The sequence below is a fragment of the Enterobacter cloacae complex sp. R_G8 genome (assembly GCF_024599795.1).
Lineage (GTDB): Bacteria > Pseudomonadota > Gammaproteobacteria > Enterobacterales > Enterobacteriaceae > Enterobacter > Enterobacter dissolvens.
On the sequence record NZ_CP102246.1, the window covers coordinates 3,481,557 to 3,499,618 of the forward strand.

Annotated in this window: 13 protein-coding genes; 6 read left to right on the forward strand and 7 right to left on the reverse strand. The window is 56.1% G+C overall.

The window, feature by feature from the left end:
• Position 1 precedes the first annotated feature (1 nt).
• The 3 genes from lolA to lrp form a co-directional block, all read right to left on the reverse strand.
• On the reverse strand, positions 2-613 hold the full coding sequence (gene lolA / locus NQ842_RS16555; RefSeq protein ID WP_257256080.1) for an outer membrane lipoprotein chaperone LolA: 612 nt from the start codon (positions 611-613) through the stop codon (positions 2-4).
• Positions 614-741: 128 nt separating this feature from the next.
• Positions 742-4,437: a DNA translocase FtsK gene (locus NQ842_RS16560; RefSeq protein ID WP_257256081.1), complete on the reverse strand. Its 3,696-nt coding sequence runs from the start codon at positions 4,435-4,437 to the stop codon at positions 742-744.
• Between the two features lie 135 nt (positions 4,438-4,572).
• Positions 4,573-5,067 carry a leucine-responsive transcriptional regulator Lrp gene (lrp, locus tag NQ842_RS16565; RefSeq protein ID WP_000228469.1) on the reverse strand — a complete coding sequence of 165 codons (495 nt, stop codon included), beginning with the start codon at positions 5,065-5,067 and terminating at the stop codon, positions 4,573-4,575.
• Positions 5,068-5,612: 545 nt separating this feature from the next.
• Here lrp and trxB point away from each other — a divergent pair.
• From trxB to infA, 5 genes are all read left to right on the forward strand, one after another.
• On the forward strand, positions 5,613-6,581 hold the full coding sequence (trxB, locus tag NQ842_RS16570; RefSeq protein WP_013097321.1) for a thioredoxin-disulfide reductase: 969 nt from the start codon (positions 5,613-5,615) through the stop codon (positions 6,579-6,581).
• 114 nt (positions 6,582-6,695) lie between these two features.
• Complete coding sequence (gene cydD / locus NQ842_RS16575; protein WP_153908166.1) at positions 6,696-8,462, forward strand: cysteine/glutathione ABC transporter permease/ATP-binding protein CydD; 1,767 nt, start codon at positions 6,696-6,698, stop codon at positions 8,460-8,462.
• On the forward strand, positions 8,462-10,183 hold the full coding sequence (gene cydC, locus NQ842_RS16580) for a cysteine/glutathione ABC transporter ATP-binding protein/permease CydC (RefSeq protein WP_257256082.1): 1,722 nt from the start codon (positions 8,462-8,464) through the stop codon (positions 10,181-10,183). Before cydD ends, cydC begins: the two co-directional genes overlap by 1 nt.
• A 45-nt stretch (positions 10,184-10,228) precedes the next feature.
• On the forward strand, positions 10,229-10,933 hold the full coding sequence (aat, locus tag NQ842_RS16585; RefSeq protein ID WP_257256083.1) for a leucyl/phenylalanyl-tRNA--protein transferase: 705 nt from the start codon (positions 10,229-10,231) through the stop codon (positions 10,931-10,933).
• A gap of 284 nt (positions 10,934-11,217) precedes the next feature.
• Positions 11,218-11,436 (forward strand): translation initiation factor IF-1, encoded by a 219-nt coding sequence (infA, locus tag NQ842_RS16590; protein WP_002211347.1) that lies wholly within the window; start codon positions 11,218-11,220, stop codon positions 11,434-11,436.
• Between the two features lie 287 nt (positions 11,437-11,723).
• On the opposite strand, the gene clpA is transcribed toward infA, so the two are convergent.
• Both clpA and clpS read right to left on the reverse strand, forming a co-directional pair.
• The gene (gene clpA / locus NQ842_RS16595) at positions 11,724-14,003 is read right to left on the reverse strand and encodes an ATP-dependent Clp protease ATP-binding subunit ClpA (RefSeq protein WP_014831269.1); all 2,280 of its coding nucleotides are present in this window, start codon (positions 14,001-14,003) and stop codon (positions 11,724-11,726) included.
• A gap of 27 nt (positions 14,004-14,030) precedes the next feature.
• Positions 14,031-14,351 (reverse strand): ATP-dependent Clp protease adapter ClpS, encoded by a 321-nt coding sequence (gene clpS, locus NQ842_RS16600; RefSeq protein WP_006174393.1) that lies wholly within the window; start codon positions 14,349-14,351, stop codon positions 14,031-14,033.
• A 267-nt stretch (positions 14,352-14,618) separates the two neighbouring features.
• On the opposite strand from clpS, the gene cspD reads away from it, so the two are divergent.
• Positions 14,619-14,840, forward strand: a complete 222-nt coding sequence (cspD, locus tag NQ842_RS16605; protein WP_008499993.1) for a cold shock-like protein CspD — start codon at positions 14,619-14,621, stop codon at positions 14,838-14,840.
• Positions 14,841-14,910: 70 nt separating this feature from the next.
• Here the strand turns inward: cspD and macB are convergent, their stop codons facing one another.
• Both macB and macA read right to left on the reverse strand, forming a co-directional pair.
• On the reverse strand, positions 14,911-16,851 hold the full coding sequence (gene macB / locus NQ842_RS16610) for a macrolide ABC transporter ATP-binding protein/permease MacB (RefSeq protein ID WP_257256084.1): 1,941 nt from the start codon (positions 16,849-16,851) through the stop codon (positions 14,911-14,913).
• A complete protein-coding gene (macA, locus tag NQ842_RS16615; protein WP_257256085.1) occupies positions 16,848-17,963 on the reverse strand; it encodes a macrolide transporter subunit MacA in 1,116 nt (371 codons plus the stop codon). The genes macB and macA overlap by 4 nt, the downstream gene beginning before the upstream one ends.
• Between the last annotated feature and the right edge of the window lie 99 nt (positions 17,964-18,062).

Below are 18,062 nucleotides of genomic sequence, written 5' to 3' on the forward strand. Positions count from 1 at the left end.
CTTACTTACGTTGGTCGTCCACCGTTACGCCCTGCGGCGGGGTAAAGGTGAATTTTGATGCATCGACAGCGCCATTTTGCTGGGATTTGAGCTGATAGCTGCTGCACTGATCGTCCTGCTCAACAGCGCCGAACTGATTGATGGTACCGTTGGAGCTCACATTAATAGTGAACTGCTTCAGGTTGCCGTTACTGCCTTTCGGCGTCAGGACAAACTCATCACCGTTCTGCTTAATATTATATTGCTGCCAGTCGCTGGCCTGGTTGCGGGCAATCAGCATAAAAGGCGTATTGCTGGTCGCATCTTTCAGCCAGGTGGCGGTTGCCTGCTCAACAAACGGGTTGAAGAACCACAGGGTTTTACCGTCAGACACCAGGATGCTCTCATCCGGCTGAGTCATATGCCAGTTGAAAAGATTTGGGCGTTTTACCCACAGATCGCCCTGACCTTCCTGCACCGCATTACCGCTGCCGTCAGTCACTTTTTGCGTGAAGCTGGCGTGGAAGCTGCTCACTTTATCCAGGCGGCTTTTAAGGTCGCTGGCCGCATCAGCCCAGACGCTGCTGGCGACAAAACTGGTGAGTAATGCACAGGCGATTGCGATTTTTTTCATTGTTAATCCTTAAAATACGTCATCCCGAAATGGGGTTTCCGTTTTCTATTCTGGACCTGCCCGCAGGCAGGTGACAGAAGAAAATGCTTAAATTTGGCTGATTTACCCTTCTTTGCACACGCTGAAGATCAATCAAACGGCGGCGGAGCCAGCACCTCACGGTTACCATTATGCCCCTGCTCGCTGACAATGCCCTGGGCTTCCATCTGCTCGATGATGCGCGCCGCGCGGTTGTAGCCAATACGGAACTGACGCTGAACGCCGGAGATAGACGCTTTGCGTTTTTCGGTAACAAAATTAACCGCCTGGTCGAATAACGGATCCAGCTCTTCGCCGCCGTCAAAGCCACCGCCGCCGGCTTCGCTTTCGCTGTCGGAGGTAATGCCGTCAACGTATTGTGGACGACCGCGCGCTTTCCAGTCCTGCACCACGGCATGCACTTCCTGGTCGCGAACAAATGCGCCGTGAACGCGCACCGGAGAGGTGGAGTTCGGGCCAGAGTACAGCATGTCCCCCATCCCCAGCAGCGATTCTGCACCGCCCTGATCAAGGATGGTACGCGAGTCAATTTTACTCGAGACGGTAAAGGCGATTCGGGTTGGAATGTTGGCTTTGATCAGACCCGTAATGACGTCCACGGAAGGACGCTGGGTCGCCAGTACAAGGTGAATACCGGCCGCACGCGCTTTCTGCGCCAGACGGGCAATCAACTCTTCCACTTTCTTACCGACGGTCATCATCAGGTCGGCGAACTCATCCACCAGCACGACGATGTAAGGCAGTTTTTCCAGCACCGGATGCTGGGCATCCATGCTATCTCCCGGTTTCCAGTACGGATCCGGAATCGGGCGCCCCATCCGTGCCGCCTCGGCGATTTTCTCGTTATAACCGGCAAGGTTACGCACACCCAGAGCCGACATCAGCTTGTAACGGCGCTCCATCTCGTTGACGCTCCAGCGCAGGGCGTTGGCTGCGTCTTTCATGTCGGTCACGACTTCCGTCAGCAGATGCGGGATCCCCTCATAGACCGACAGTTCCAGCATTTTCGGGTCGATCATGATGAAACGCACATCTTCTGGCTGCGCTTTGTAGAGCATGCTGAGGATCATGGCGTTCACACCGACCGATTTACCGGAACCGGTCGTACCCGCCACCAGCAGGTGAGGCATTTTAGCCAGATCGGCAACCACCGGCTCACCCGCGATATCTTTACCCAGTACCACGGTGAGTGGTGAAGGGTTATCACGGAATTTGGTGTTATCCAGCACTTCACGCAGGTAAACGGTCTGACGTTTTTTGTTCGGCAGCTCAAGGCCGACATAAGGTTTACCAGGAATAACTTCAACCACACGTACCGCAACGGTCGACAGGGAACGCGCCAGATCACGTGACAGGTTTGAAATACGCGCAGCTTTAACGCCTGGCGCCAGGTTGAGTTCGAAACGGGTAATGACAGGGCCTGGAGAGTAGTTGACCACGTCCGCTTTAATGCGGAAGTCAGCCAGACGCGCTTCTACCAGACGGGCCATCTGCTCCAGCGCGAAGGTATCGACCGGCTCAACTTCTGCTGGCGGTGGCGTTAACAGATCCAGCGACGGCAGAGGCGTGCTCGGGCGTTGCAACGGACGACTGTCACCGTTACGCATCAGCAGCGGATGAATGAGACTTTCCTGCGGCTGTGCCGGAGGCTGCTGGAACTGCGGCTGTTGTAGCTGCTGTGGCTGCGCATAAGGTTGCGGTGCAGGCTGCTGCGGCTGGGCGTATGCCTGTGGCGCAGGGGCCTGCTGCTGACGCACCGGCTCGGCTTCCGGCATAACGCTCGGCGTGAACAGCGGTTCGCTCGGACCCTCATCCACCAGATCTTTCATCGGTGAGAATTCAAAATCCGACAGCGAGAACGGATTCGCGCCAGCAGGCTGCTCGCCCGAATAGCGTTGCTGCTGAGTGGCCGCAAACTGGCGTGCTAATTCTGCCTCTGCGGCATCATCGTCGTCCGCCTGAGCAGGATGATCGTGCTGATACTCCTCGCCATAGCGCTGGTGCTGCTGCGCGGCGAACTGACGCGCCAGTTCGTCCTGCTGCATTTCGTCAGCATCATCGTCGTAATCAGATTCACGGGCTTTCTCCTCAGCCATACGCTGAGAAGGCAGCTTAATGCCGTAGGAGGCCAGCTCACGGCGGGTTGGCACACGCACGCGGTTAGGGCGCGGCAACTGAGGGCCAATACCCTCTTTTACCTGAGGACGTGGCGTTCCACCTGCCGCCAGGCTAAAGACCGGTGCCGCAACGGATGCGGCGGTAGCGGCTTGCTTCACGCTCTCTGCCACCGGCGCAACCACCGGCGTTGGATCAACTGGCGGTACGGAAACAGACGGCGTACTCACAACAGGCTCCTGCACCGGCTCGGGAACCGGCTGATACCATGCCGCCAGCTGCTCGCGCTCACGGGCACGGCGCTCTTCAACCTCTTCGAAATAGTACATTGGCGGACGAGACGGTTTCACCTCTTCCACCACCTCAGGTTCTGGTTGTGGCGCGACGTACGGCTCGGCAGGTTGAACTGACTCAGGCACATACTCCTGATACGGTTGCGCGACGGGCTGCTCGTAGTGCGGATACCCCTGAGGCTCATGTACGGGCTCAGGCTGATAAGGCTGCTGCCACGGTTCCTGCTGGACCGGTGTATAGCTTTCTGGCTCTGGCGCGATAACCGGCTCTGGCGTATGAACGCCCGGCGCCGTTTGCCACTCTACCTGAGGCTGTTGAATCACGGACTCGGGAGCGGGAACCGGCGCAGACGGCATCACGGCTTCTGCCGGTGCTGCATAAGCCTGCGCGGCCGTGGTCGCGGCTGCCGCGGCAGCAACCGGTGCGGTAACAGAGTGACCGTTTAGCAGCGGGTCGTATTCGTCAAAATCGCCCGGCGTGGCACGGCTTCCGGAGAAGAGCACATCATCAGGATCGACGGCGGCACCGGCTGAACGGTACTCAACATGATCGTCCTCGTCCATACGTTTACCGGAGAAGAGCGCCGCATCGGTTTTACGACCCAGCGGGTTGGCAAATTTCTCGGCGACGCGCTGGCGACGCGCAAGCGCTCCGCGCAATATGCGTGCACGACGAGATTCACGACGCTGTACAGGCGCATCGTCTTCCTCTTCGTACTCGTCTTCATACTCATCTTCATCGACCCAGGTATCATCACGACGGGTGCGATTGCTGGCAAAGGTCAGAATGGTGAGGATAAAACTGCCGATCTTCTCGGCAATGCTCACCCACGACCAGCCGGTGAACAGCGTTAATCCTGCCGCCCATATGCACAGCAATGCCAGGGTACCGCCGCTGCTGTGAAGCATAGGCTGCAGCGCAGAACTCAACAGACTGCCAATCACCCCGCCCGAGGCGAAATACCAGATATCATCAGCGTTGATGGCCGCCAGCCCGCAGGAGGTGAGGATCAGCGCCAGCGCGCCAATCAGGCGCAGCGAAACCGCGAAATAGTCGATGTAGTCGTCATTCTGACGATGGCGCCAGGCAAACCAGCATCCGCCAATAATAATGACGGGAATGGTATAGGCCATCACACCGAAAATGAAAAACAGGGTGTCCGCAAGCCAGGCACCGGGAACGCCGCCTAAGTTATGGATAGGCTCATGCCATGCAGTTTGTGACCAGCTGGGATCTGAGGGGTTGAAACTGAGTAAGGCTGCCATCAGCCAGACGGCAAAAAGGGCAATAACGATCAGCAACGCCTCAAGGAGCCGACGTCCGCTGCTTAGCTTCGATAATGTGACTTCTTTGTCTTCAGTGTATTCCTGGCTCAAGAAAGGCTCTCCAGGTATCAGGCATATCCTGCCTGTTTGCTAAAACGGACAACAGCGCCGGGACTCCCCGGCACTGTTGCTGTATGGATTAACAGGAGTGTAATCAAACTACGCTGATTTTGCACCTGTTCCGTGTTAGCGCGTCTTAATAACCAGACGATTGCTCTGTTTGACCTCTTCCATCACCACATAGGTACGGGTGTCGTTCACGCCTGGCAGACGCAGCAGGGTTTCACCCAGCAGCTTACGGTAGGCGGACATATCTGGTACGCGGGTTTTCAACAAGTAGTCGAAATCGCCAGAAACCAGATGACACTCTTGAATTTCTTCAAGTTTTTGTACAGCGGCGTTAAATTGCTCAAACACATCCGGTGCACCACGATTCAGAGTAATCTCAACAAATACCAGAAGTGAGGCATCCAGATAATGCGGGTTCAGCAGAGCCGTATAGCCCTGAATAAAACCCTGTCTTTCCAGTCGGCGCACACGCTCAAGGCACGGCGTCGGGGAAAGTCCCACACGTTTTGAAAGCTCGACGTTGGAAATACGCCCATCCTTTTGCAATTCATTAAGAATGTTACGATCGATACGGTCGAGATCTTTGCCAGGGCGCTTCTTGCTATCTACCATTATTATTGTCTCTCTGTATTCCTTCCCTACTCCTGCCTGGACCCTGTGCACATCACTGTTCAGAGCCTGTACCCGTTAGTCATCACATCGCCTGGTTATCTATTAGACGCGATGCGGATTCGGGTTCTGTTGGTAAGAAGACCGTTGCCCGAAAGCAGTCACCGACATCACGTATGGCGTCTGTCCACGCCATGCGTAGATTTCATTGACCCGGTAAAAATGGCATTTACGTGCATGCCTATGCGGCACACGGTTAACGCGGTTTTTTTTTCTTCCTTGAATGTTTTCGCAAAAGCGCAGGGGATTGTCAAAGCAAAACATCGATTTTTAGTACAACATGCCGGATATTCATTTCGGTGGGGTATTAATCCTCATTTTATTGCCTCATAAACAAGCGAATTTAAGAAGAAAGTGTGACGTTATAGCGCTCAATTTATCGTCATCACCTATCGTACAGATTGAGATCAACATTGCTGCGCTCTTTTTTTACGGCAACAAATTCCCTACAATCCTGCCAACTGTCTGCCAACAACAATGGGGATCTCATGGGCACGGCCAAACACAGTAAGCTGCTAATTCTTGGTTCTGGACCTGCGGGATATACCGCGGCGGTCTATGCTGCACGCGCTAACCTGCAACCGGTTTTGATTACCGGCATGGAAAAAGGCGGTCAGCTGACCACCACCACAGAAGTGGAAAACTGGCCAGGCGACCCTAACGACCTGACCGGGCCGCTGCTGATGGAACGTATGCACGAGCATGCGGCTAAATTCGAAACCGAAATTCTGTTCGACCACATTAACAAGGTCGATTTGCAGAACCGTCCGTTCCGCCTGACGGGCGACAGCGGTGAGTACACCTGCGACGCGCTGATCATCGCCACGGGTGCCTCTGCCCGTTATCTTGGCCTGCCATCAGAAGAAGCGTTCAAAGGTCGCGGCGTTTCTGCCTGTGCAACCTGTGACGGTTTCTTCTATCGCAACCAGAAAGTCGCGGTCATCGGCGGCGGCAACACTGCCGTAGAAGAGGCGCTCTATCTGGCGAACATCGCTTCTGAAGTGCACCTGATCCACCGTCGCGACACCTTCCGCGCCGAGAAAATCCTGATCAAACGTCTGATGGATAAAGTGGCGAGCGGCAACATTGTGCTGCACACCAACCGTACGCTGGAAGAAGTGACGGGCGATCAGATGGGCGTTGCCGGTCTGCGTATTCGTGATACCCAGAACACCGATAACGTCGAAACGCTGGAAGTGGCGGGCCTGTTTGTGGCTATCGGCCACAGCCCGAACACGGCGATCTTCGAGGGACAACTGGAACTGGAAAACGGCTACATTAAAGTACAGTCCGGTATTCACGGCAACGCGACCCAGACCAGCATCCCGGGCGTGTTCGCTGCCGGTGACGTAATGGACCACATTTACCGTCAGGCGATCACCTCTGCAGGCACCGGTTGTATGGCCGCGCTGGATGCTGAACGCTACCTTGATGGTCTGGCTGAACAAGGTAAATAATCTTTACAAGTCAGTAACAAACGTAAATAAAGGCGGCGATAAGTCGCCTTTATTGTCTCCCCGTTGTAACATTGCGCTGCCCACTTTCTAATAACATCACCTGCAAAGCACGCAATGGAAAAAACCCGTCAACAAGAGTTAACACGCTGGCTAAAACAGCAGAGCGTTCTTTCCCGCCGCTGGCTCATGATTTCCCGTCTTCTGGGACTGATCAGTGGTCTGTTGATTGTTGCCCAGGCATGGCTGCTGGCCCGCATTCTTAATCATATGATCATGGAGAACATTCCGCGTGAAGCGCTTCTGTTGCCCTTCATTGTCCTGATCCTGGTTTTTATTCTGCGTGCCTGGGTCGTCTGGCTGCGCGAACGCGTTGGGTTTCACGCGGGGCAGCATATTCGCTACGAAATTCGCCGGCAGGTGCTTGACCGTCTTCAGGAAGCCGGACCCGCGTGGATCCAGGGAAAACCTGCCGGAAGCTGGGCAACGTTAATCCTTGAACAGATTGATGATATGCATGACTACTATGCCCGCTATCTTCCACAGATGGCGCTGGCCGTGTTCGTTCCGCTACTGATTGTGATAACCATTTTCCCAATCAACTGGGTGGCGGCGCTGATCCTGCTGGGTACCGCCCCGCTGATCCCGCTGTTTATGGCGATGGTCGGGATGGGAGCGGCCGATGCTAACCGGCGTAACTTCCTTGCGTTGGGTCGCCTGAGCGGCCATTTCCTTGACCGTCTGCGCGGCATGGAAACGTTACGCATTTTTGGCCGGGGTGAAGCGGAAACCGAAAATATTCGCCAGGCGTCGCAGGACTTCCGTCAGCGTACGATGGAAGTGTTGCGTCTGGCGTTTCTGTCATCAGGGGTACTGGAATTCTTTACCTCTCTGTCGATTGCCCTCGTGGCGGTCTATTTTGGCTTCTCCTATCTTGGCGCCCTGGATTTTGGCCACTACGGCACCGCGGTGACCCTGTCGGCCGGTTTCCTGGCGCTGATCCTGGCTCCGGAATTTTTCCAGCCGCTTCGCGATCTTGGTACCTTTTACCATGCCAAAGCGCAGGCGGTTGGCGCGGCTGACAGCCTGAAAACGTTTATGGAGACGCCACTCGCGCATCCGGAACGTGGAGAGGTTACGCTGAACGCCAAAGAAGCGGTAACCCTTGAAGCCCGTGATTTCTCTATCCTGTCACCTGAAGGGAAAGTGCTGGCAGGCCCACTGAACTTCACTCTGCCTGCCGGGCAACGTGCGGTACTGGTGGGTACCAGCGGTTCAGGAAAAAGCTCGCTGATCAATGCGTTATCCGGTTTTATGGCCTATACCGGCTCACTGCGAATCAACAAAACCGAACTGCGCGATCTCGATCCGGACGCCTGGCGTAAACAGCTCAGTTGGGTGGGGCAAAACCCTCAGCTTCCTGCCCCGACGCTACGGGAAAATGTCCTGCTGGCTCGTCCGGATGCACGTGAAGATGAGTTGCAATCTGTTCTCGACCGCGCCTGGGTCAGCGAGTTTCTGCCGCTGCTTCCTCAGGGTGTCGATACCGTTGTCGGCGATCAGTCTGCCGGGTTGTCCGTGGGCCAGGCGCAGCGCGTGGCGGTCGCCCGCGCACTGCTTAATCCATGTCAGTTGATGCTGCTGGACGAGCCCGCAGCCAGCCTGGATGCACACAGTGAGCAGCGCGTGATGGCTGCCCTGAACGCCGCCTCATTGCAGCAAACCACCCTGATGGTTACCCATCAGCTGGAAGGCATTGCCGACTGGGACCAGATCTGGGTCATGGAAAACGGTCGTATTGTTGAGCAAGGCGATTACGCCTCTCTCGTTACCGCGCAGGGCCCCTTCGCGGCCCTGCTGGCGAATCGTCAGGAGGACATCTGATGCGTGCCCTGCTTCCCTATCTCGCGCTCTATAAACGCCACAAGTGGATGCTGACATTGGGCATCGTGCTGGCGATCGTGACCCTGCTTGCCAGCATCGGCCTGCTCACGCTTTCCGGCTGGTTCTTGTCCGCCTCTGCCGTCGCGGGCGTTGCCGGGCTGTACAGCTTCAACTATATGCTTCCGGCGGCAGGCGTACGCGGCACCGCCATTACCCGCACGGCAGGACGGTATTTCGAGCGACTGGTCAGCCATGACGCGACGTTCCGCGTGCTGCAACACCTGCGTATCTACACCTTCAGTAAATTGCTGCCCCTCTCCCCTGCCGGACTGGCGCGTTTTCGTCAGGGGGAATTGCTCAACCGTGTGGTTGCGGATGTCGACACCCTGGATCACCTCTACCTGCGCGTGATTTCCCCGATAGTCGGCGCGTTTGTGGTGATTGTGGTGGTCACGCTGGGCCTGTCGGTGCTGGATGTCTCTGTTGCGCTGACGCTGGGCGGGATCATGCTTTTGACGCTCATTATCCTGCCGCCGCTGTTTTACCGCGCGGGTAAATCCACCGGAGAGAACCTGACGCGTCTGCGCGGGGAGTACCGCCAGCAGCTCACCGCCTGGTTACAGGGGCAGGCAGAACTGACGATATTTGGCGCCAGCGAGCGCTATCGTGCGCGTATGGAGAACACGGAGCTCAACTGGCATGAAGCCCAGCGCCGTCAGTCTGAGCTTACCGCGTTCTCTCAGGCGCTTATGATGTTAATCGGCGGTATCGCGGTCATTGCGATGCTGTGGATGGCGTCGGGCGGCGTGGGTAATAACGCACAGCCCGGTCCCCTGATTGCCCTGTTCGTTTTCTGCGCTCTGGCGGCCTTTGAAGCCCTGGCACCGGTGACAGGCGCGTTCCAGCATCTCGGCCAGGTGATCGCCTCTGCCCTGCGCATCACAGAGATTGCGGAGCAGGATCCGGAGGTGAAGTTCACCGCAGAGCAAACGGCCACGCCTGAGCAGGTTGCCCTGACGCTCAATAACGTCACCTTCGCCTATGACAAGCAGGCACAGAATGCGCTGGAAGGCATCAGCCTCGCTGTGGATGCGGGTCAGCGGATTGCGATCCTCGGCCGTACCGGCTGCGGCAAATCCACGCTTTTGCAGCTGTTAACGCGAGCCTGGGATCCGCAGCAGGGTCAAATCCAGTTTAACGGTACACCGCTGACCGACTTCAGCGAACAGGCGCTGCACAAAACTGTCAGCGTGGTTCCGCAGCGCGTACACCTCTTTAGCGCCACGCTGCGTGATAACCTGCTGCTGGCCGCGCCGGACGCCTCTGATGATGCTCTTCGCGCCATGCTGGAGCAGGTCGGGCTGCATAAGCTGCTTGAAGACGATGGCCTGAACAGCTGGCTGGGTGAAGGCGGTCGTCAACTGTCTGGCGGTGAACTGCGTCGTCTGGCGATTGCGCGCGCGCTGCTGCATGATGCGCCGCTGATGTTGCTCGACGAGCCCACAGAAGGGCTTGATGCGACAACTGAAAGCCAGATCCTTGATTTACTTGCGAATGTTATGGCCGGTAAAACCGTGCTGATGGTGACACACCGTCTGCGCGGACTGGCGAGTTTTGATCAGATAATTGTGATGGACAACGGACACATTATTGAGCAAGGTAGTCACGCAGAGCTGTTGACGAAACAGGGTCGCTACTACCAGTTTAAACAGCGTCTGTAGACTATATTTGTAGCGTCCTCACTCGCGTACTGGAGTTTTGCTGTCATGCGCCTGGTCCAGCTTTCTCGTCATAACATTGCGTTCCCGTCGCCAGAGGGAGCGCTGCGTGAACCCAATGGGCTGCTGGCGCTTGGCGGCGACCTCAGCCCTGCCCGGCTCCTGATGGCCTACCAGCGCGGCATATTCCCGTGGTTTTCACCTGGCGACCCTATTTTATGGTGGTCTCCCGATCCGCGTGCTGTGCTGTGGCCAGCAGAGTTTCATCTGAGCCGCAGCATGAAACGTTTCCACGCTAAGTCACCGTACCGGGTCACGCTGAATCATGCCTTTGGCGAGGTGATTGAGGGGTGCGCAGAAGAACGTCATGAAGGAACATGGATCACCCGCGATATCATCACCGCCTATCATCAACTGCACGAGCTTGGCTATGCCCACTCCATTGAGGTGTGGGAAGGTGGCGAACTTGTTGGCGGTATGTACGGCGTCGCGCAGGGGACGTTGTTCTGCGGTGAGTCGATGTTCTCCCGTGCGGTAAACGCCTCGAAAACGGCCCTGCTGGTTTTCTGCCAGGAGTTTGCTCAGCGCGGCGGGCAGTTGCTGGATTGTCAGGTTCTGAACGAGCATACCGCCTCCCTCGGTGCTGTTGAAATCTCCCGCCGCCACTACATTGAGCACCTGGATAACTGCCGTCAGGAGAAGCTGCCGCGCGATTTTTGGGTACCACGAACACTCTTTATGCCCAATGCCTAAATGTTTTCCGCATATTTTTTATGAGGGTGTTATAATTATGCCGCAGAGTAGCTTCTGCCTGTTGCCCCGCCGCCGTTTGGGACCTTCGCTTCAGATAACGTCCTGACGTTTATCCTGTTGTATCCCCTTTACGAATGCGCTTTCCGTTCGGTTGTACCGTGACGCTTGGGCAATGCGCCGAAACTGTTTTGCTGCGTTTTAAACGCGCAATTCTTTACTTAATTGATGAATTTCGGCATTATCTTGCCGGTTCAAAACTTGGTAGTGATACCCCAGAGGATTAGATGGCCAAAGAAGACAATATTGAAATGCAGGGTACCGTACTTGATACGTTGCCTAACACCATGTTTCGCGTAGAGCTGGAAAACGGTCACGTGGTAACTGCGCACATCTCCGGTAAAATGCGCAAAAACTATATCCGCATTTTGACGGGCGACAAAGTGACTGTTGAACTGACCCCGTACGACCTGAGCAAAGGCCGCATTGTCTTCCGTAGTCGCTAATTGTTTTCGCCTGTAATGGCAGATGAATATTAAAAAAGGCCGGGATAATCCCGGCCTTTTTTTATTCATGGCTTTAATGTTGATGTCGTGTCATCCAGGGTCGTACAGAAGCGCCATTTTATGGCTGTGGATTAATCCAGAACCAACATCGAACGAAACTGGAAAGCGCCTCGCAAAATTCCTCTGCGGGCTGTTGCCCTCACCCCGCCCCTCTCCCACAGGGAGAGGGAGAAAAGCAGGCATAAAAAAACCGGGCTGATGCCCGGTTTTTAACACACATATTACACTCAGTGAGCCGCTTCCGGCTTGTGCTTCGCCGCGCTCTGGAAATCGTACGTCAGTTCGTTCTTCGCCTGATCCAGCGCCACCGTTACCTGGCCGCCGTCCACCAGCGAGCCAAACAGCAGTTCGTTCGCCAGCGGTTTCTTCAGGTTGTCCTGAATCACACGCGCCATCGGACGGGCACCCATCGCACGGTCGTAGCCTTTCTCAGCCAGCCAGTTGCGGGCCTCCTGGCTCACTTCCAGCGACACGCCTTTCTGATCAAGCTGAACCTGCAGTTCGACAATGAACTTGTCCACCACCTGATGGATCACCTCGGTAGACAGGTGATCGAACCAGATAATGTTGTCCAGACGGTTGCGGAACTCCGGCGTAAAGATCTTCTTGATCTCTTCCATCGCATCGGTGCTGTTATCCTGGTGGATCAGGCCGATGGATTTACGCTCGGTTTCACGCACACCGGCGTTGGTGGTCATCACCAGCACCACGTTGCGGAAGTCCGCCTTGCGCCCGTTGTTATCGGTCAGCGTCCCGTTGTCCATCACCTGCAGCAGGATATTGAACACGTCCGGGTGCGCTTTCTCAATTTCATCGAGCAGCAGTACCGCATGTGGATGCTTGATCACCGCGTCGGTAAGCAGGCCACCCTGGTCAAAGCCCACGTATCCCGGAGGCGCACCAATCAAGCGGCTGACGGTGTGACGCTCCATATACTCGGACATATCAAAGCGCAGCAGTTCAATACCCAGCGCTTTGGAGAGCTGCACCGTTACCTCGGTTTTCCCGACACCGGTTGGACCGGCGAAGAGGAACGAACCGACAGGCTTATGCTCATGCCCCAGTCCGGCACGGGCCATCTTGATCGCTTCGGTTAAGGCCTCGATGGCTTTATCCTGACCAAAGACCAGCATCTTCAGACGATTGCCAAGGGTACGCAGCGTGTCGCGATCGCTCTGAGAAACGCTCTTCTCAGGAATGCGCGCGATACGAGCCACTACGGACTCAATATCCGCCACGTTGACGGTTTTCTTACGCTTGCTGGCTGGCATCAGACGCGCACGCGCCCCTGCCTCGTCAATCACGTCAATCGCCTTATCCGGCAGATGACGATCGTTGATATATTTCACCGCCAGCTCCACCGCCGCACGTACCGCTTTCGCGGTGTAACGCACGTCATGGTGCGCTTCGTACTTCGGTTTCAGGCCGTTGATGATCTGCACCGTTTCCTCGACGGACGGTTCAGTGACATCGATTTTCTGGAAGCGACGCGCCAGGGCACGATCCTTCTCAAAGATGTTGCTGAACTCCTGGTATGTGGTCGAGCCAATTACCCGGATCTTGCCGCTGGAGAGCAGCGGTTTGATCAGGTTAGCGGCGTCCACCTGGCCACCCGAAGCAGCACCGGCACCGATGATGGTATGGATCTCATCGATAAACAGGATGCTGTTGGTATCCTGCTCCAGCTGTTTTAACAGCGCCTTGAAGCGTTTTTCAAAATCACCACGGTATTTGGTGCCCGCCAGCAGAGAGCCGATATCCAGGGAGTAGATGGTGCAATCGGCAATCACTTCCGGTACGTCGCCCTGCACAATACGCCAGGCGAGACCTTCGGCAATCGCGGTTTTACCCACGCCCGATTCCCCCACCAGCAGCGGGTTGTTCTTACGGCGACGGCACAGCACCTGGATCGCACGCTCCAGCTCTTTATCGCGACCAATCAGCGGGTCGATACCGCCAACGCGAGCAAGCTGATTAAGGTTGGTGGTGAAGTTTTCCATACGATCCTCCCCGCCTGCTTGCTCTTCATTGTTATTGACCTGATTGCTGGAATCTGAAGCCTGGTTAGGCTCGTCTTTGCGCGTTCCGTGAGAAATAAAGTTAACCACGTCGAGTCGGCTGACTTCGTGTTTGCGCAGCAGATAGGCAGCCTGTGACTCCTGCTCGCTGAAGATGGCGACTAAGACGTTTGCGCCAGTCACTTCGCTACGTCCGGAAGACTGGACGTGGAAAACCGCGCGCTGCAGCACACGCTGGAAGCTGAGCGTCGGCTGCGTGTCGCGCTCTTCTTCACTGGCTGGCAGCACCGGTGTGGTTTGTTCGATGAAGGCTTCGAGTTCCTGACGTAGCGCCACCAGATCCACGGAGCAGGCTTCCAGCGCTTCGCGGGCAGATGGGTTGCTAAGCAGTGCGAGCAGTAAATGCTCGACGGTCATAAACTCATGTCGGTGCTCACGCGCTCTGGCGAAAGCCATGTTTAAACTGAGTTCCAGTTCTTGATTGAGCATAGGCACCTCCCCCAATTTTATGCCTTATCAGGCCTTTTCCAGCGTACACAGCAACGGATGCTCGTTCTCCCTCGCATAGTCGTTCACCATCGCCACTTTGGTTTCCGCCACCTCGGCGGTAAAGATGCCGCAGATAGCTTTGCCACGATAATGAACGGTAAGCATCAGTTGCGTTGCACGTTCTACATCATAAGAAAAGAACTTTTGTAGCACGTCAATAACAAATTCCATCGGCGTGTAATCATCGTTCATTAACATAACTTTATACATAGATGGCGGTTTTAGCGCGTCACGCACTTTGTCTTCCGCCAGCTGGTCAAAATCCAGCCAGTCGTTGGTCTTACCCATTTTGCATAACCACTTTGAATCTACCTCAGATGTTAGATAACAATCATCTATTACTGTCATCCGCGATGTCTGTCACAAACTGTTGCAATAGCGTTAACTGCTTCAAACTTTGGTTGATTATTGTCCCATCTCCAGCGCCAAACGCTTGACGGTTTCTTTCGATTCTCTAAATTGTACAAGCGTGAGATGGCGAGGTTTTGAACAGCCCCCACTCCACCACCGGTTCATTCCATCTTAACTTATAAGATTTACGAAGGATGTCGAAGCATGGAAATGGGTACTGTTAAGTGGTTCAACAACGCCAAAGGGTTTGGCTTCATCTGCCCCGAAGGCGGCGGCGAGGATATCTTCGCTCACTATTCCACCATTCAGATGGATGGTTACAGAACGCTCAAAGCCGGGCAGTCCGTCCGGTTCGATGTACATCAGGGACCTAAAGGCAATCACGCAAGCCTTATCGTACCGATTGAAGCAGAAACGGTTGCATAGCTCTCTGTTTTATTGTGTACATCCCGCCGTCAAAATGCCAGCCCGATCGGCTGGCATTTTTATTTTCGGGTTATTCCCGAGCCAGCGCATCCACCGGATCCAGTCGCGCCGCGTTGCGGGCCGGCAGCCAGCCAAACAAGATGCCGGTAAAGGTCGAGCATAAAAATGCGGTAAGAATGGCTACCGGTGAAAACCCAATCTCCCAGCCGGGTAAGAAAATCTGCAGAGCAAAGGCGATCATCATCGACAGCGCAATCCCCATGGCGCCGCCCACCAGACACACCAGCACCGCTTCAATCAAAAATTGCTGCAGCACGTCGCTGGCTCTGGCCCCGACCGCCATGCGAATACCAATTTCCCGGGTACGTTCCGTCACCGAGACCAGCATGATATTCATTACCCCGATACCGCCAACAACCAGCGAGATCACCGCCACCAGCGTCAGGAACAACTGAAGAGTACGTGTGGTCTTTTCCGCCGTTTTCAAGAGGCCATCCATGTTCCAGGTGAAGAAATCCTTCTTCCCGTGACGCAGGGTTAACAGCCGCTCAAGCTGCTGTTCGGCCAGCGCGCTGTCATAACCCTCCTTGACGCGCACGGTGATAGAGTTCAGCCATGACTGCCCCATAATCCGCCCGGAAATGGTGCTGTACGGTAGCCAGACGCGCAGGATCTTGCTGCTGCCAAACATGGACTGCTTCTCTTCCGCCACGCCAATCACGGTGGCTGGCATGTTCCCTACGAGGATCACTTCGCCCACGACGTTGGTTTTATTGGGGAAGAGCTGTCTGCGCGAGTTCGCGTCCAGTACCACCACCTGCGCCCTGCCTGCCAGCTGTTCGGCGTTGAAGGTGGCCCCTTCGCTGAAGGTCATGCCGTAGACGTTGAAATAATCCCCGCTGACGCCGTTCGCGCTGGCGGCAACATCCACGTTACCCACCCGCAGGCGGAGGTTTTGCGACACGGCAGGCGTCGCCGAATTGACCCACGGCTGTTTCTGAATGGCCGCCAGGTCGTCGTATTTCAATGCCTGCTGATATTGCGGCTCGTCGTCACCAAAGTCTTTCCCGGGATAAACGTCAATGGTGTTGGTCCCGATAGCGCGGATATCCGCCAGCACCAGCTGTTTGGCGGCATCGCCCACCACCACAATCGACACCACCGATGCGATACCGATGATGATCCCAAGCATGGTCAGCAACGTGCGCATTTTATTCGCCGCCATCGCCAGCCAGGCCATGGTCAGCGCCTCACGAAAACCGCTGGAAAACTGTCCCCAGCCGGTTGCAGCAGGCAAGGCTTCTTTTTGCGCGGCCGCTCTGGACGCACGAGGCGGCGGGTTGCTCACCAGCTCGCCGTCGTGGATCTCGATAATGCGTTCAGCCTGCGCCGCCACCTGCGGATCGTGAGTCACGATGATGACCGTGTGCCCCTGATCGCGAAGCTGATGGAGGATCGCCATCACCTCTTCGCCGGAATGGCTGTCGAGCGCTCCGGTGGGTTCATCGGCCAGGATCACCTGCCCGCCGTTCATCAGCGCACGGGCAATACTCACGCGCTGCTGCTGACCGCCAGAAAGCTGTGAGGGCTGATAATCTACCCGCTCCGCCAGGCCAAGACGCGTTAACAGCGCCTGCGCCCGCGCGAGGCGTTTCTTGCGCTCCACGCCCGCGTACACCGCCGGCACTTCCACGTTCTGCGCCGCACTCAGGTGAGAGAGCAGATGGTAACGCTGAAAGATAAAACCGAAGTGCTCCCGGCGCAGCTTCGCCAGCGCGTCGCCGTCCAGAGTGGAAACGTCCGTTCCGGCCACGCGATAGGTGCCGCTGGTCGGTTTGTCCAGACAGCCAAGAATGTTCATCAGCGTCGATTTGCCGGAGCCGGACGCACCGACAATCGCCACCATCTCGCCCGCTTCCACGCGCAGGGAGATGCCCTTCAGCACCTCCACCGGACCATCGCCCGACGGATAGCTGCGACGAATGTCAGTCAGCTCAAGCAACGCCGTCATTTCGCCGCTCCGGGCAGGGTTTCGCTGGTGACTACCTCGTCACCCTCTTCCAGCCCTTTCACCACCACCACGTCGGTATCGTTGCGTGCGCCAATCACCACTTCACGCTCGCGCGTTTCGCCGTTGCGTAGCACCTTCACCTTATAGCGGTTGTCCCCGGCAGATTCTCCCAGCGCAGAAAGCGGGACGGTCAGCACGTTTTTAACGCCCGTAAGCTGAATATGGACCTGCGCGGTCATATCCAGACGCAGCACGCCCTGCGGGTTAGGGACTTCAAAACGGGCATAGTAGAAGATCGCATCGTTCACTTTTTCCGGCGTGGGCAGAATGTCCTTCAGCACGCCTTCATAGCGCGTCTGCGGATCGCCCAGCACGGTAAACCAGGCGTTCTGCCCCGGCTTCAGATGGATAACATCCGCCTCGGAAACCTGCGCTTTCACAAGCATTGTGCTCATATCCGCCAGCGTCAGAATGTTCGGCGCCTGTTGGGCGGCAATCACCGTCTGACCCTGAAGCGTGGTGATCTGGGTCACTTCCCCGGCCATGGGCGCCACGATCTTCGTATAGTCGAGGTTGGTTTTCGCCGTATCCAGCGAAGCCTGATTGCGCTTGATTTGCGCGTCAATGGTGCCAATCTGCGCCTGTTTCACCGCCAGTTCGGTGGCGGCCGTGTCGAGATCCTGTTTCGAGATCGCCTGCGTTTTGGCCAGCGCCTGCTGGCGCGTCAGGGTCACCTGGGCGAGGTTTCGCTCCGCCAGCGCCTGCGCACGCTGCGCGCGCAGCTCCATCAGCGTAGCTTCCACTTCCCGGATCTGGTTCTCGGCCTGCTCAGGATCGATAACGCCGAGCAGCTGCCCCTTTTTCACCTTATCGCCAATCTCAACGGACAGCGTTTTTAACTGTCCGCTCACCTGCGCCCCCACGTCCACCTTGCGCAGGGCATCGAGTTTGCCTGTGGCGAGCACGTTTTGCTGCAGTTCGCCCGGACGGACGATCAGTGTTTGATACTGCGGAACAGGCGCGTTGAGCACTTGCCACAACCAGTACCCACCCGCTACCACCGCTATCGCCAGCAGCAGAAACCACTTTCTGCGTTTTCCCTTAAGGTTCATAAATATTCCAAATAATTGTTCTGGCTTTCATCAACGTTGATTCTATCTAAACCACTCCTCAACGAAACCCCTGATTTCGGGAAATGCCTGGATTTGTTG